At 31.7% G+C, this 17,031-nt stretch carries 10 protein-coding genes; 5 read left to right on the forward strand and 5 right to left on the reverse strand.

Annotated elements, in window-relative coordinates:
- Window positions 1–66: 66 nt before the first annotated feature.
- Window positions 67–6,120 carry an alpha-2-macroglobulin family protein gene (locus FH779_RS04835; protein ID WP_180906261.1) on the forward strand — a complete coding sequence of 2,018 codons (6,054 nt, stop codon included), beginning with the start codon at window positions 67–69 and terminating at the stop codon, window positions 6,118–6,120.
- Between the two features lie 224 nt (window positions 6,121–6,344).
- Window positions 6,345–7,445 (forward strand): serine hydrolase domain-containing protein, encoded by a 1,101-nt coding sequence (locus FH779_RS04840; RefSeq protein WP_180906262.1) that lies wholly within the window; start codon window positions 6,345–6,347, stop codon window positions 7,443–7,445.
- A gap of 56 nt (window positions 7,446–7,501) precedes the next feature.
- Here the strand turns inward: FH779_RS04840 and FH779_RS04845 are convergent, their stop codons facing one another.
- A complete protein-coding gene (locus FH779_RS04845; protein WP_180906263.1) occupies window positions 7,502–8,329 on the reverse strand; it encodes a DUF4197 domain-containing protein in 828 nt (275 codons plus the stop codon).
- Window positions 8,330–8,383: 54 nt separating this feature from the next.
- The gene (locus FH779_RS04850) at window positions 8,384–9,970 is read right to left on the reverse strand and encodes a peptide chain release factor 3 (RefSeq protein ID WP_180906264.1); all 1,587 of its coding nucleotides are present in this window, start codon (window positions 9,968–9,970) and stop codon (window positions 8,384–8,386) included.
- A 116-nt stretch (window positions 9,971–10,086) separates the two neighbouring features.
- On the opposite strand from FH779_RS04850, the gene FH779_RS04855 reads away from it, so the two are divergent.
- From FH779_RS04855 to FH779_RS04865, 3 genes are read left to right on the forward strand one after another with little or no spacing between them, the layout of a single operon-like run.
- On the forward strand, window positions 10,087–13,203 hold the full coding sequence (locus tag FH779_RS04855; protein WP_180906265.1) for a T9SS type B sorting domain-containing protein: 3,117 nt from the start codon (window positions 10,087–10,089) through the stop codon (window positions 13,201–13,203).
- 17 nt (window positions 13,204–13,220) lie between these two features.
- Entirely contained in the window at window positions 13,221–14,180 is a 960-nt protein-coding gene (locus FH779_RS04860; RefSeq protein ID WP_180906266.1) for a PorP/SprF family type IX secretion system membrane protein, read from the forward strand.
- Window positions 14,181–14,191: 11 nt separating this feature from the next.
- Window positions 14,192–14,692 carry a hypothetical protein gene (locus FH779_RS04865; RefSeq protein ID WP_180906267.1) on the forward strand — a complete coding sequence of 167 codons (501 nt, stop codon included), beginning with the start codon at window positions 14,192–14,194 and terminating at the stop codon, window positions 14,690–14,692.
- Between the two features lie 60 nt (window positions 14,693–14,752).
- Here the strand turns inward: FH779_RS04865 and FH779_RS04870 are convergent, their stop codons facing one another.
- The 3 genes from FH779_RS04870 to FH779_RS04880 all read right to left on the reverse strand — a co-directional run bounded on the left by FH779_RS04870 (window position 14,753) and on the right by FH779_RS04880 (window position 16,995).
- Window positions 14,753–15,694, reverse strand: a complete 942-nt coding sequence (locus FH779_RS04870; RefSeq protein ID WP_180906268.1) for a PstS family phosphate ABC transporter substrate-binding protein — start codon at window positions 15,692–15,694, stop codon at window positions 14,753–14,755.
- Window positions 15,678–15,872, reverse strand: a complete 195-nt coding sequence (locus tag FH779_RS04875) for a hypothetical protein (protein ID WP_038333573.1) — start codon at window positions 15,870–15,872, stop codon at window positions 15,678–15,680. The genes FH779_RS04870 and FH779_RS04875 overlap by 17 nt, the downstream gene beginning before the upstream one ends.
- A 178-nt stretch (window positions 15,873–16,050) precedes the next feature.
- Window positions 16,051–16,995, reverse strand: coding sequence for an energy transducer TonB (locus tag FH779_RS04880; RefSeq protein ID WP_180906269.1), 945 nt, complete (start codon window positions 16,993–16,995; stop codon window positions 16,051–16,053).
- Between the last annotated feature and the right edge of the window lie 36 nt (window positions 16,996–17,031).

Consider the following 17,031-nt stretch of genomic DNA (forward strand, 5'->3'; position numbering starts at 1 on the left):
AATTTTTTTACTTCCTCAACCAACCATTTTTCCGTAACTTGCATCTACTGATAAAAGAAAGAATCTATGAAACAGCTACTGTTTTTATTATTAATTTTAACCAATTCGATGCTTATGGCTCAATCCCCAACGATTGATCAAAAGTGGAAAGAAATTGACCAACAAATGCAAAATGGTCAATTCAAGTCTATCCAACCAAAAATTGATGAACTAAAAGCTTTATCAAAAAAGCAAAATAATCAACAAAGTTATCTGAAAGCTTTATTTTATGAAGCAAAAATAAAAGTCGCAACTTCTGATGAAACAGATGATGTAAACTTCGTTTTTGATTTGTTTAAAAAGGATTTAGATGAAAAACCAACTGTCAATAATGCGATTGTTTATTCATATTTAGCCGAGTTATATCAATTGTATTACAACGAAAATCGTTGGAAAATCAATAGTCGTACAAATGTCGAAAATCAAGCAACAAATGATGTGAGATTTTGGACAGAAGAAACATTCAATAAAACGATTAACGATTATTTTTCTAAATCAATTCAACCAAAAAATGAATTAATCAATGCAAAATCTCAAGATTATAAAATGATTTTGAATCTTGCTGAGGATAAGAAAAATGCGCAACAACAATTGGATTTAACGCCAACTTTGTATGATGTTTTAGCGAAAAAATATATCAATTATCTGAATCAGAATAATGAAAAAGATAAAGCAAATCAATTGCTTACTGATTTAGTTCAATTGAATACACAAAAAAATAACGAAAATGCTGTTTTGTACAATGAATTGGTTTTAATTGATTCAAAACATGGTTCAACTTCGATTCAAGAAATTATTAAACAAAAAGAATCTTTAGCAACAAAATATCCAAAAGCGTGGTATTCATCTTATGTGTACGCAACTTTAGCAACAGATTATTATGGTTTGCAAGAAGATAAATTGGCTAACGTAAATAAGATTTTTGAGATACAACAAAAAGTTGCGAAGCTTTATCCAAATTCGGAGGAATTAGAGAATATAAATAATTTAGTTTCGAAGATCAAATCGCAAGAATTAAGTGTGCAAGCCGAGAAATATATCAACGAAAATCAGAATACTCCAATTCAATTAACGCATAAAAACTTATCGCAAGTTTTTGTAAAAGTTTTCGCTTATAATGAAGGTTTTGATGGAAAACAGAAAATACAAGCGTTAAACGTTTACAACGAAAATCGAATTTCAGAAGCGCAAAAATTTCTGAATAGTTTAAAAGTTGTTGATCAATATACAATTGATGTCAAATCGTTTGAAGATTATCAAAATCATTCAACAATAGTCAAATTAAATCCACTAAAATCTGGTCGTTATATTGTCCTTTTTTCGAATAATTCTGAATTCAAAATCAACACAAAAGACGATATCGATTATTTGGATATAATGGTTTCGAAATATGCGATAAACTCGCTGAATGAAAAGGTTTCGGTTGTGAATCGTGAAACTGGAAAACCAGAAAGTAATGTTGCGGTTGAGTTTTCTAATTTGTCAGATTATAATAAAAAGGAATTTAAAATTTTAACTTCGAATAAAGATGGAATAATCACTTTTCCTGCGACTTGGAGAAACTTTCAATATCGTGTAAAAGACGAACATACTATTTATTCAACGTATTACTACGATTACGATCGTTATGATGAAGATGATGATTCTTCTGTCAAGATTTTCACAGATCGTGCGATTTATCGTCCTGGACAAACGGTTTATTTCAAAGGAATTTATTATTCATCGAAAGATAAAACCCGAAACGTCATTCCAAATTCTAAATTGACGATTGCTTTGTTTGATGTCAATGACAAAGAACTTTCTAAAATTGATTTAACAACAAACGAGTTTGGATCTGTAAATGGAAGTTTTGTGTTGCCAAGTTCTGCTTTAACAGGGAATTTTTCGATTAGAGCTATTAACGAAGATGGTTATTATTCATTCAAAGTGGAAGAATATAAACGTCCAAAATTCAAAGTTGAAATAGAGAAAAATAAAGGTGTTTATAGTTTAAATGATAACGTAAAAGTAGAAGGAAAGGCGATTGCTTTTTCTGGTGCTAATATAGATAATGCAAAAGTTTCGTATCGTGTTTATCGTCAAGAAATTTTTACGTTTTGGCCTTGGTATCGTTCAATTCCAGCAGGTCGTGGAGAGCGAGAAGAAATTACGTTTGGTGATACAACGACTGATGCAGAAGGAAAATTTAATTTTGAGTTTGTCGCAAAACCAGCTTCGGAGAAAAAGAAAGATGAGGTAAGAACGTACAATTATTTTATCGAAGTAAATGCAACAGATATCAATGGAGAAACGCAGTCTGAGTCTTCTTCGGTAAAAGTTGGTGATACGAGAATGTCGTTGAATGTGGCTGTTTCAGAGAAAATAAAAGCGGACGATTTGAAAGCTTTCAAAGTTGAAGTGAAAAACTTGAATGATGAAAAATTAGATGGAAAAGGTCATCTTGAAATTTATTCGTTAAATGCACCAAAAGAAGTTGTTCGTCGTCAAAAATTCACAACAGATTATAACTTTTATTCGAAAGAAGAATTCAAAAAATTGTTTCCGAATGAGCCTTATGGCGATGAAATGAATCCAAAAACATGGACAACTAATCAAAAGGTTTTCGAAAGTGATTTTGATACAAAAGTTTCTGATGAAATAAAATTCAATCAAGCGTCAAATTTAGAAGAAGGTTATTATGTCATTAAAGGTTTTGTGTTAGATGGAACGCAAAAAGTTGAGGTGGATAAATTGGTTTATGTTTCGAATGAAAAGAAAGCAAATGTAATTAAAACACTTTTAGCAGTTTCGCCAAATCAATCAACTTATCAGCCAAAAGATGTTGCAAAAATTGAATTCAAATCGGGTTCTAAAAATATATTTGTGTATTATGAAGTAGAGGCGAATCAAACAATTATTGAGAAAGGTTTCTTGGATTTGAGCAAAAAATCAATCGTTGAAATTCCTATCAAAGAAGAATATCGTGGTGGAATTTATGTGAATTATGCGATGACGAAATTCAATGATGTGCAAACCGGAAGTCTTAATTTGGCAATTCCATTTACGAATAAAGAACTAAAAGTTACGGCTGAAGTTTTACGTGATAAATTGACGCCAGGCGCAAAAGAAAAATGGCAACTAAAAATTGAAGGGCCAAATAAAGATAAAGTTTCGGCTGAGGTTTTAGCAAGTATGTACGATGCTTCGTTGGATCAATTTGCGTCGAATTCGTTAGATTTTAATGTCTATAATTTTACGAATTCAAGAAGAAATAATCCATTTAATTTGTATCAATTTTATTCAACAAATCCTTCTCGAGCAATTTATTATCGTACAAATTATGATTTTTATGCAAGAGGATATGCAGGATTAGATCTTAATTTATTTGATTTTGGATTTGACCAATATCGTATGAATCGTATGATGAGAAAATCTGTTGCAGCATTAGCAAAGAAAGAATATGAAGAATATTTAAAAATGCCTGCTGCTGAGGCTGATTTAGAAGGAGTTGATGTAGCATTGAAAGGTAAAGTAGCTGGTGTAGTTACAAATTCTGATAATTTTATTCGTGGAGCCTCATCATTACAAGGAAATGAAAATGCACTTTATGTAGTAGATGGAGTTGTGTATGATAAAATGCCAGAACTTAATTCAGATGATATTCAATCAATTAATGTATTGAAAGGAGAAGAGGCGACTGCATTATATGGAGCAAGAGGAGCAAATGGAGTAGTGGTAATTACAACTAAAAAAGGAGCAAACGCAGCTTTAGATAACGTAAAAGCGCGCACAAATCTAAATGAAACAGCTTTCTTTTATCCAAGCTTAAAAACGGATGCAAAAGGAAATGTAATTATAGAATTTACAACGCCAGAAAGTTTAACGGAATGGAAATTCATGGCAATTGCGCATACACCAGACCTTAAAACAGGTTATTTAGAACAAAATGTTCGTACGCAAAAAGACTTGATGGTTGTGCCAAATATGCCACGTTTTTTACGCGAAGGTGATCAAATTTCGGTTTCGTCTAAGATTAATAATTTATCAGATAAGGTATTAAATGGTTCAGCGAAATTGATGTTGTTTGATGCGTTTACTAATCAACCAATTGATGCGCAATTTAAGTTGACAAATGCAGTTCAGAATTTCTCTGTTGCAAAAGGAAGTTCGGATCAAGTAACGTGGACAATTGATGTTCCGAAAAACGTACAAGCGGTTGTTTATCGTGTGGTGGCTTCGGCTGGAGATTTTTCTGATGGAGAGGAATCGGCTTTACCAATTTTGACAAATCGTATGATGATGACAGAAACATTGCCGATTTATGTAAAAGAAGGTCAAAAGAAATCGTTCCAATTTGAGAATATGATCAACAATAAATCGACTTCTTTGGATAATTTCAAATTAACGTTCGAGATGACAACGAATCCAATTTGGTATGCGATTTTCTCGTTGCCTTATTTGCGCGAATATCCTTACGAATGTGCTGAGCAAGTGTTCTCGCGTTTATATGGAAATATGATTTCGGAGAAAGTGATTAATTCGAATCCAAAAATTAAAGCTGTTTTTGATGATTGGAACAAAAAAGGTGAATTGAAATCGAAATTACAATTGAACCAAGACTTAAAAAACATCATTTTAGAAGAAACGCCTTGGGTAAAAAATGCGGAAAGCGAAGAAGAGCAAATGAAACAAATTGCGGTTTTATTCCAATTGAATCAAATGCAAACGGAAATGAAATCGGCTTTCCAAAAATTATCGGATAAACAACAATCAAATGGTGGCTTTGCTTGGTTTGACGGTGGTCGTCCAAACGAATATATCACAACGCATATTGTTTCTGGTTTCGGAAATATGAAGAAAATGGATGTGAATTTCAAAGCGTTTGAAATAGATGTGAATCCATTAATCAGAAAAGCAATTCAGTTTATTGATGATGAGAATTTGAAACGTTTCAAAGAGTTCAAAAAAGATCAAAAATCATTCAAAGATGTTACGTATTCAGACGGTTTACATTATTTATATGCGCGTTCTTTCTTCTTAGAAGATTATCCAATGACGAAAGAGTTAGAAGAAATGAAAACGGCGATGTTAAAGAATTTGAATGATACAAAACTTGATTTATCGTTGCAACAAAAAGTGATGGCTGCAATTGTGATGAATCGTTTCCAGATGCAATCTGCTGCTAAAATTGTTGTGAATTCAATCAAAGAAAAAGCAGTAGAATCGGATGAAATGGGAATGTATTGGAAAGAAAATCAACCTGGTTGGTTTTGGTATCAAGCGCCTGTAGAAACACAATCGTTGTTAATTGAAGCGTTTGATGAAGTGACAAAAGACGAAAAGTCAGTAGAAGAAATGAAAGTTTGGTTATTGAAAAATCGTCAAACAAATCAATGGAATTCGACAAAAGCAACGACAAAAGCGGTTTATGCTTTAATGAATTTTGGGAAATCTTGGATAGATGCTGATAAAGGAATCGAAGTGAAGATTGGAAATCAAAAATTTGATTTAGATAAAAATTCGCAAGCTGGTTCGGGTTATGTAAAAACTTCTTGGAACAAGGAAGAAATTAAACCAGATATGGGCAAAGTTGAGGTTTCAAAAACTTCTCCAGGTGTTGCTTGGGGTGCAATGTATTGGCAATATTTTGAAGATTTGGATAAAATAAAATCTGCTGAAACTGGAATCAAGTTCAACAAGAAATTATTTGTTAAATCGAATTCTGCAAATGGTCCAATTCTGAAAGAAATTACAACGTCAACGCCAATAAAAGTTGGTGATATTGTAACTGTTCGTTTAGAGATTTCGGTTGATCGTAACATGCAATTTGTACACATCAAAGATATGCGAGCAAGTGGTTTCGAGCCTGTGAATGTGCTTTCTGGTTACAAATGGAAAGGAGAATTTGGTTATTACGAAAGCACGCGCGATGCAGCAACCAATTTCTTTTCGGATTATATGAGAAAAGGAACTTACGTTTTCGAATATGATTTGAAAGCGAATAATGCAGGTAATTTCTCAAACGGAATTACATCGATGCAGAATATGTATGCACCAGAATTGAGTGCGCAAAGCGAAGGAATTCGTGTTGAGATTAAATAATCAATTCAAATTAATAAATCTAAAAAGAGCTGAGAGTAATCTTAGCTCTTTTTTTTTGAGTTATGAGAGGTTTATCGTTTAACCGCAAAGAATAAAGGATCATATTGCATAAAGCTTAAAGTGTTCAGCGTATAATAATGAATTATGCGAATTTCGCAAAACGTATCGCTTAAAGCGTTCAGCGTATCACGTTTTTATTTATCTTTAAAATCAAATAACATGAAATGAAGAAAACACTTCTATTCAATATTGTACTCATTCCTTTTATCGGAGTTGCGCAATTGCAAACCATTTTTCAATCTAAAATAGATTCGATTTATGAGAAAAATAAAGACGCTGTAGGAATTATTGTTCATGTTGAAGCGCCAAAACAAAATATTTCGTGGAGTTATGCAAAAGGAGTTTCGGATATTAAAACGAATAAAGTTTTAAATCATCAACAACCGGTTTTAATCGCAAGTAATACCAAACCTTATGTGGCTGTTGCAATTTTGAGATTAGTAGAAAAAGGTCAAGTCACAATCGATCAACCAATCAAGAATTTGTTGTCTAAGAAGACTCTTAAATTGCTCGAAAAAGATGGTTATGATTTGAATACGATTACAGTCAAACATTTGTTGTCACACACTTCTGGAATACAGGATTATGTCGATGATGCGTATTTTGAATTAGTCAATCAGCGTCCGCAATATAAATGGACAAAGGAACAACAGATAAAGCGAGCCATGGAAATTGGCGCTCCACAAAAAGTTGGAGAAAAGTTTAGTTATGGAGATATCAATTATTTGCTTTTAGCAGAAATTATTGAGCAAAAAACACATCAACCTTTTTATAAAGCAATTCGAGATTTGTTAAAGTATAAAGAATTAGGTTTGACACAAACGTGGTTTATCGATTTGGAGAAATATCCACAAGAAACGCTTCCGCTTGCTCATCAATACGCAGATAAATATAATTGGGATTCGTATGATTTGAATCCATCTTGGGATTTGTACGGAGGTGGTGGGATAGCTTCTACAGCCAAAGAATCGGCTTTATTTTTTCAGTATTTGTTTGAAGGAAAAATTATTCAGAATAAACAAATTTTAGATTCGATGTCGACGTATGTTTTGCCTTCGGATCAATCTAAATATTGTTTAGGAATTTATCACTTTGATCTAGGTTTTAACGCCTATTATCATGGTGGTTGGTGGGGAACAGATGTGATTTATTCACCAGAAACTAATGCAACAATTACAGTTTTTACTTTACAAAAAGGCTTTCAACATATTATTAATCCTCTTATTGGAAAAGAATTTCAGAAGTTGTTGTTGAAGAAGAGTTAACCAAAAAGACTCGCTACAATTTGTAGCGAGTCTTTTTTTTATTAAATAGAAGTATCTTACTTTTTACTGTCTTGTGCTCCAAAAACCTGCTGTAACAATGATGTTGTACGCAACGCTTTATTTCCACGAATTCCTTCTTCTTTTTCTGCAACCATGTTAAACACACCATTTATTGTTTGTTGTGTTACATATGCATTCAGATTTGGATCAATTTGGTTTCCAGTTAACGTATTGTATTTTGTAATCAAATTATTCCAAACTTTATCCGCACCAACTTTTCCCAAAGAAGCTTCCACTTTTGGTTGAAAAGCCTTTGTTAAATCAGATGTTGTTTTTAGTTTTAAATAATTTGTAGCTGAATTATTTCCTCCTACTAGAATATCTTTCGCATCTGTAATTGTCATTGATGTTACAGCATTTACGAAAATAGGAGCAGCTTCAGAAACAGCATCTTCAGCAGCAGAATTCAATAATTTGATTCCTTTATCCGCCAAACTTCCCATTCCCAAAGAACGCAAAGTTTTTTCTACATTTTGTAACTCTTCTGGCATCAAGATTTTCGCAACTGAATTATTGTAAAAACCATTCTTTTGACCCAATGATTTTATTCCGTCCGTTAATCCTAATGACAAAGCTTCTTTCAATCCAGAGGCAACAGTTGCGTTAGATAAACCATTTAACTTTGTTAAGGATTCAGCAGAAATTGTTTTAGATTCAGTTGAACTATTTACAACTTTTACAGTTGAATTATTTTGCGTTGTCGGTTGAGTATTTACTTTTTCGATTTCTTTTTTTAACGTTCCAAAAATTGATTGTAAATCTTGTGCTTTTGCATTTACTGCAAATGCTGAAATCAATGTTAAACTTAATATGATCTTTTTCATTTAGATTTTTTCTAAAAAATATTTTAGTCCTTAATTCAATTATCTGACCAAAATTTAAAACTCACTTACAAAATGCAATTTCACTGACGGAAATTTATCTTGCGTCATTTGAATTGTAAAAGCAGAATCCGCTAAAAATACCAATTGATTGAATTTATCTCTTGCTAAATAACGTTGTTTAACACGTTTGAATTCTAAGAATTCTTCTGATTTTTCATCTTCAACTTCTACCCAACACGCTTTGTGAACAGAGAAAGGTTCGTACGTCGCTTTTGCACCATATTCATGCTCCAAACGATATTGAATTACTTCGTATTGCAGTGCACCAACCGTTCCGATAACTTTACGATTGTTCATTTCTAATGTAAATAACTGCGCAACACCTTCGTCCATTAATTGATCAATTCCTTTTTCTAATTGTTTTGCTTTCATTGGATCAGCATTGTTAATGTAACGGAAATGTTCTGGCGAGAAAGCTGGAATTCCTTTGAAAGAGAATTTTTCACCTTCTGTTAACGTATCACCAATTCTAAAGTTTCCTGTATCGTGTAAACCTACAATATCACCCGCAAACGATTCGTCAACCACTTCTTTTTTATCAGCAAAGAAAGCATTTGGCGCAGCGAATTTCATGTTTTTACCTTGACGAACATGGAAATAGTTGGTATTACGTTCAAATTTTCCAGAAACGATTTTGATAAATGCTAAACGGTCACGGTGCTTAGGATCCATATTTGCGTGAATTTTGAACACGAAGCCAGAAAATTTATTTTCGTAAGGTTCAACAATTCTCAAATCTGTTTCTTTAGATTGAGGCGTTGGAGCGATATCAACGAATGCATCTAACAATTCGCGAACACCAAAATTATTAAGAGCAGAACCGAAAAATACAGGTTGTAAATTTCCGTCCATATATTCTTGCATATCAAATTCTGGATAAACTCCATCAATCAAATCAATTTCATTACGAAGATTTTCTGCGTAAGTTGTTCCAATTAATGTGTCTAAATCTGGACTTGATAAATCTTCAACTTTCGTTGTTTCAGAAATTTTTTGTTTATTATCTCCAGAAAAAATATTGATATTTTTCTCCCAAATATTATAAATTCCTTTGAAAGTTGCTCCAATACCAATTGGCCAAGAAAGAGGAGTAACCTGTAAGCCTAATTTTTGTTCAACTTCGTCCATCAAATCGAACGCATCTTTTCCTTCGCGGTCCATTTTGTTAATGAAAACTAACATCGGAATTTTGCGCATACGACAAACTTCTACCAATTTGATTGTTTGTTCCTCAACTCCTTTTGCAACGTCGATTACCACAATTGCAGAATCTACAGCAGTTAAAGTACGGAAAGTGTCTTCGGCGAAATCCTTGTGACCAGGCGTATCTAAGATATTAATCTTTTTTCCTTTGTACTCGAAAGCCAAAACAGAAGTTGCAACAGAAATCCCACGTTGACGCTCAATTTCCATGAAATCGGACGTTGCACCTTTTTTAATTTTGTTACTTTTTACAGCTCCAGCTTCTTGAATTGCACCTCCAAAAAGTAATAACTTCTCTGTTAAAGTTGTTTTACCAGCATCGGGATGGGCGATGATTCCAAAGGTTTTTCTTTTATTTATTTCTTGTTCTAAAGACATCTTAATCAAATTTTCAGGTTGCAAAGATAGTTTATCTCAGTAAAATTAGAAACATTATGGTTGATAGAATATTCTAAAGTAAATTGCGTTATTCTAAAATATATGACGAAAGACGTATGAAAAAGATTTTTTACTTTTTACTGTTGATGATTAGTTGGGTTGTTTGGGGGCAATATCCGACAATTCATCCATTGACTGGAGGTTTTACTTTTACAGGAGAAAAACTAGAAACTCATTTAACTGAATTTACATCAACTACTTCACAGTGTGGGTTTAATTCTGGGAAAATTTATAAATTCTATTCTTTTGAAGCTAATTTTGATATGGTTTTTGCATTTGATTTAACAGCGAAAAAACCAGATTTTAGATTTTTAGTTTGGAAAATACAAAAAGGTAAATTACCTGAAACAATTTTTTATAATGGAGGAACAATAAATGCAGATAGGTCAGTTCAAGGAGCGTCGTTATTAAAAGGAATGAAAGAAGGTGACCCTGATTTGTGTGAAACGTTTTCGGGAGCTAATGGTTATGCTAAAGCATTTGAAGGATCAGAACTTTTGAAAAGAGGTGAGATTGTTGTAATAGCTGTTTATGGAGGAAGTGATACAGAACCTTTTGATATAAAAGTAAATGTAGCTGAAGAGAGAACGATTACAAACTTTAATAATTTATGTTTTGGTCTATCTTATTCAGCAAGTCAAATTTATAATGCTATACAAAGTGATTCTGGTTTTAATGATATAAAATTATTTACAGATAATACATTTAGTACAGAGATCCCGATAGGGACTAGTATAAGTTCAGATACTACACTATATGCGCAAGTAAGAGATTCTTCTGGAAATCTAAAGTTTATTTATACAATTCCGATTACTTTTATTCCGGAACATCAATTTAATTTTAAAACTAATATTGAAACTGAATATGCGTGTACAATAAGCTACACTATTCCAAGTGAAGCAGATTTATTGAAGAAGCTTTTTATTGTAGTAAATACAGATTATTCAATCTCTTCAATAGTTATCGATGGAACAAATTATACACCAGGTCAAAATGTAAATTTAGCAGTTGGTCTAAACACTTCGATGAAAATAAAAGTTCATTACGGAGGCGGTTGTCCAATCGATTCTAATGAAGTTTCAATTCCTTTAGTTCAGGGAAAACCAATTTTGACTGATGATATTTCTGATGCAACTTGTGATTCTTCTTATAAAATAAATTTTGATCGAATTTATTCTAAGTTAGGAAAAGATAAAAATGCTTTTGACGTAATTGTAACCTTAGGCGGTTTACCTATTTCTGATGGACAATCAACTGTAATTACGACAACTTTAACGTATAAAATTAAAATAAAATCAAGAACAGGAGGAGGTTGCGAAAGTGATGAGGTTGATTTTGTAGTTACTAAAACTTCTCCTGCAAAGATTGTAGATGCTTCAATTAATAGAATTTGTTTAGCAGATTTTAATCAAACAGATTTGGATAAAGCCATTCTTATAATCAATCTAGGGAAAATATATAATCTGAGATTTTATAAACAAGATGGAACAGAAATTTTAGAATCAGAATTATTTAATTACATCAAAACAAATAAAATAGGAAAAATCATTGTAAAAGCATTGGCTGTTGATAATGGAAATACAATTTGTGATACAGATGTTGAGTTAACATTTAAATTAGATGAATCGACATTTCAAACTGTAAGTAATATTCCGACTTTAAATTCTTCTTGTTCAGAAGTTGGCTTAGGACATACTTTTACAATTTCTGAAATCGAAGCTTATTTAAAATCGAAATTTGGCAGAACAGATATTACATTTAATGGAATTTCAGATGAATTTCTTACAGATAATCAATCAAAGACAATCACTTTTCAAGTGAAAATAAATGGAGAAGGTTGTTGGTCAGAGGAAATGATATTGAAATTACAAGTCATTACAAAACCTAATGTAAACAACGCCTTGCATGAATTAAAAGCTGATTGTGATGATAAAATTACAATCGATGCACAAGTTTTGATCAATTTATTTGGGTCAAATTCTATTGTTGATTATCATTATGAAATTTTGCATAATAATTCAACACCATTAACTTTCGATGCAAGTGGAAAAGCCAGTGTAAAAGTTCTTTTCAAAAATAAATTAGACAATTCGTGTTTTATAGAAAAAGAAATTATTATCAATAAAAAACAAGATTTAATTATTGATATAGCTATTTTAGAAACGTATATAAAAGATCATCCTATTATTTATTGTGAAGAAGATGATGTAAATGCAAAAAAACAAATAGAAGATATTTTAGATTACATCAAATCAAAATATCCAATTTTAGTTGCGAAATCTACGGTTGACGAAATTTATACGATGTTCAATTCTAATAATGGGTTTGTTGAGATTGTTTTTGAAGATCCAAATTATTGTGGAACAGAAAAAATAAAATTCTATTATCAAAAAAATGCTTTACCAGACTTTGCTATTCCAGCTTCTGCTGAAATCTGTTCTGCTACAAAATATGAGTTAGATTTTGAACAATTAGCAAAAGAGAAAGGATTGGACGTTACTCAATATGATTTTTCGGTTGTTGGAGAAGATGCTATCAAAGTTTCAACTTATCAATATGAATTAGGAGTTGGAGATTATACGATCACAATTAGTAATAAAGATTCGGGTTGTCCGAAAGTGTTCACTTTAAAATTGACAAACTCAGAAACGCCAATTATCAATAAAATTACTATCAATGAAAAGAGCGTTATTGTTTCTGCAAAAGGAAATGGAAAGTTAGAATATGCGTTGTTTGATTCTGTAGGAAATGTAATCGTAGATTGGCAAACAAAGAATGAATTAATTATTCCAGATAATATCAAAAATAATAATTTTACAGTAAGAGTAAGATTGAATAATTGCGGAGTTTCGGAGCGTAAAAATGTTATTTACCTTGCTTTGCCAAATGTTGTAACGCCAAATAATGATGGTTTTAATGATATTTGGCAACCAATGACAAAAGATGGTAAAGTTACTGATACATCAAATTCGTACAAATTGATTATTTTTGACCGTTACGGAAAACAGATATTGTCACAAGAAGGAACAGATATTATAAAATGGGACGGAACGCTGAATGGCAAACCTGTTGCAGATGGAACGTATTGGTATTTGTTAGAGTTCTCGAAGCAATCAGACGATTTGCAAGTTTTATATTCTGGTAGTATATTAGTTAAAAGAAAAATCAATTAATTGATTGAAAAATATTTATGAAAAAAATTACACTATTCATATTAACACTATTTTCACTTTCGAAAGTAGAAGCACAACAAGGGTTACCTTTTTACAATCACTATTTGGTAAGCGATAAAATGTTGATTAATCCTTCGTACGCAGGGCAGGATCCGAATGTGATTTCTATAACAGGAACGCATCGCAATCAGTGGGACGATTTGCCCGAAAGTCCAAGTACACAAACGGTAAGTGCGCACGGAATTATTGTAGATCGTTTGGCAGTGGGAATGCAATTTTTCAACGATAGAAATGGTGCTGTTAAGATGACTGGTTTCGGAATTAATGCGGCTTATCACATTCCTATTGATGATAGAAGTTATGATGGAAACGAAGTCAATGTTTTTTCGTTTGGAGTTGGAGCTTCTAATGTTTCGCAACGTTTTGATTATTCAAAAATTATTGCGGAAGATCCAAATGATCCTGCTTTACAAGAAGATAAATATTCTACTTATTTTGCGAATTTGGGATTGTCTTTCAAATATGCTGGTTTCTCTGCGGGAGTGTCGGTTTTGGATATTCCATTGAGCCAAAATGTGTATTATATTAACAATGTAGAACCTTTGCCAACGTGGTATTATTTCAATGTTGGATATAAATGGAACGTTTCCGAAGGAATTGCGTTAGAACCTTCTTTGGTGTATAATTTGAACTCAAATTCGGAGCGTCATTTGGATATCAATTTGATGTCGCATATTGGTTTTGGAGACAATAATCAAGGTGTAGACATTGGAGTAGGGTACAAGCAAGGAATGGATTCTAAAAATAGCAATCCGTTGTTTGTTTCTCCAATTCTAAAGTTTAAAGTTGGTTCTTTAAAAGCTGGAATTTCTTACGATATTGGCTTGTCAGATTATCAAGTTGATGGTCGCAAGAACGGAATGTTATTTAGTTTAGGGTTCGATTTACAAAATCCTTGGGGAGCAAGATTTGATTAATATTATGAATAATGAATAAAATTTTACTTTTAGTCTTTTTCATTGTTGGATTTTTTTCTTGTTCTAAAAATGAAAATAAACAGATGGAATATAATTCTGTTATAGAAGCAATACAATTACAAACAGATACATTACAATTGCAAAAAAATATTTTAGAAAAAGGAGATATAAATTCTTTTAAGAGTTTAATGATGGTTTATGAAACTCCAGAAGATTCACTATCTTATAAAATATTAAAATATTCTTTTATTATGGCTGACCAATATAATTATAATAGAGCAAATTATTTTATTGCAAGATCTATTCTTAGAAAAGAGATGCTCACGAATAATTATACAGCTATAAAAGATTTGGATGTAGAAAATAAAAAAATAGTTCTTGAAAGATTAAATAAATGTTCAGATCAAAATGTAATTATATGCACTGAAACTTTAATAGAATATTATAAGAGCATTAATAATGTATCTGAAGTAGAAAAACTTAATAAAAAATTAAAATTATTAGTGAATTAAATATTTTAATACTTATTCATAATAAAACAAAAAGCCTTCCATTTCGGAAGGTTTTTTGTTCTATTGTAAAGGTTGTTCTAAATTGTTAATCTGAACTTCACGTTTATAAATATAATAAGGTTGAAGACTTTCGCGCGTTACAATTTTTTGACCACGTTGCGAACCTGCAAACCTCGTAAAACCAGCTCCAATTCCGAAACCAACTTCATTTTTCAAAATATAAATTTGACGATAAAAAGGATAAACACCATATTTCAAATTCGGGATAGTTGGCAACACCAAATTTCCTTTATCATCAGCAATTGATAATACTTTTACCTTTTTAAGATATTCTTCAACTTTTGGATTTCCTTTGTCACTCAAAATATTCAATCCAATAATTCCGATTGCAGTTTTATCTTTTTGCACAAAATCAATCACTTTCTCAGCATCACCCATCGCTGTTACTTTTGCGCCATTTTCTACAGATAATTTTAGTTTATCATTTATTGTGTTGAAATTCGCTGAGTTTGGATGATCGTAAACAAACGTTATTTTCGGATCTTTTTTGTACAAATTATCCTTAATATCATTTACCGTAATAGAATTGATTGGATTATCAATAGAAGTAATAAAAACTGTGGCATCCAAAGCAATTACAGACGAAATATATTTGGTTGTTGTTTTGTCGAATAAATGTTGTTGTTGTGCTTTTGTAAGCGGTTTACTTACCATCAAAACAGGAATTTTACCCTCGTAAAAATCTTTGATTGCTTTTTCTTCAATCTCTTCGTTAATCGTAATTTTCACATCCGGATAATCAACCATGTACATATCTGCCAACGATTGCGCCAAATTCTTAAAACTTGGATCTACCGTCATTGCCAAATCTCCATATTCGTGCAAAGCGCGCTTTACAGCAGTTTTTTGTTCTGCTTTTGTTGGTTTTTCCTTGTCTTTACAACTAAAAGTAGAAAAAATAAAAAAGGCAGAAAGTGAAAGTAAACTAATTTTCTTGATCATTTTTATAAGATTTTATTCCGCGATAAACACGAAAAGCGCCATAAACAATAAATAAAATACCTAATAACATGGCTTTTGTTTCATCTAATTTGATGATGAAAAACTGATATTTCCAAGTAAAAATTCCAATCAAAAAATAACCGAAACCAATCAATCCGTAAACAATATTCTTATTCATAATTCGCGACGAAGTTACAATTTTATTGTGTTAAGATTGACTTAAAACTTAAATTTTATACGACAAATATGCATTTAAAGGAACTTTTTCTGAATAGATATTCAATTTCTTAAACAATAGAAACCATCACACTCAAAAAAAATGAATGCAATGGTTTCAGAAAGAAAAGTATTATTAATTATTCGTTTGTTTGAAATCTAACCGGAATTGAGAAAATTAAATTTGCATCAGAACCATCTTCTAATTTTGCAGGCGTTATTTTTTTACCTTTTCTTAGAATTTGTTTATTGATACGCTCCAACGCAGATTTAGCTTCTTTCCCTAAATCTTGATTACTTCCGCTTAACGGTTTTACTTGTGAAATTTCTCCATTTTTGTTTACAATAAATTGCATTTTAGCAACGGCTGAACCAATATTATTTCGAGAAGCAGTTTCGGCAAAATCACTTAATTCTCCACCTAACTCTTTCGAGATTTTATCACTCATACATTTTGTCAATGCAGCATTTCCTTTTTTACTTTCGCTTTCACAACCAGGATAAATTGCCATTACCGCAGCATTTTTCGCTGTAATTGCAACATCAGGTTTTACAGGGGCTGGTGTTTTTGGTCCTTCTGGAATGTCTGTATTTTGTTTACCTACTTTATTTCCTTCGTCACTTTCTTTTCCTCCACCAACTTGTCCATTCGATTTATCACCATCTCTATCAAAAGTGCCTAAATCTTTTCCTTTCAGTTCGTCAACAGATTTTATAGTTTCTTCAATTTTCGGACTTTCTGTTGGAGTTGGAATAATATGTTTCGCCTGATCTGTTTTCAATTGAATTGTTTTTTCTTCCATCGGTGGATCTTCTTTTGGAGGAACAACTTCTTCAACTTTTTTATCGGGAGGAGGAGTTACATCATCTAAAATAACAATTACACCATCACCTTTTTTTGTTATTTCATTATTCATTGTTCTATTATTTGCATAAATAGTTCCGCCAGTAATTAATGCAACAATACCAATCCCTACAAAAAGAGATTTCATCAAATCTTGGCTTGCAACTTGTCTTAGTTGATAAGCACCGTATTCTTTGTTTCGATTTTCGAAAAGAATGTCTAAAAAAGCTTTGTTACTCATATCAATATAATTTAAGGTTAATGAATCCTTTTTCTT

The sequence above is a fragment of the Empedobacter falsenii genome (genome assembly GCF_013488205.1).
In the GTDB taxonomy this organism is placed as follows: domain Bacteria; phylum Bacteroidota; class Bacteroidia; order Flavobacteriales; family Weeksellaceae; genus Empedobacter; species Empedobacter falsenii_C.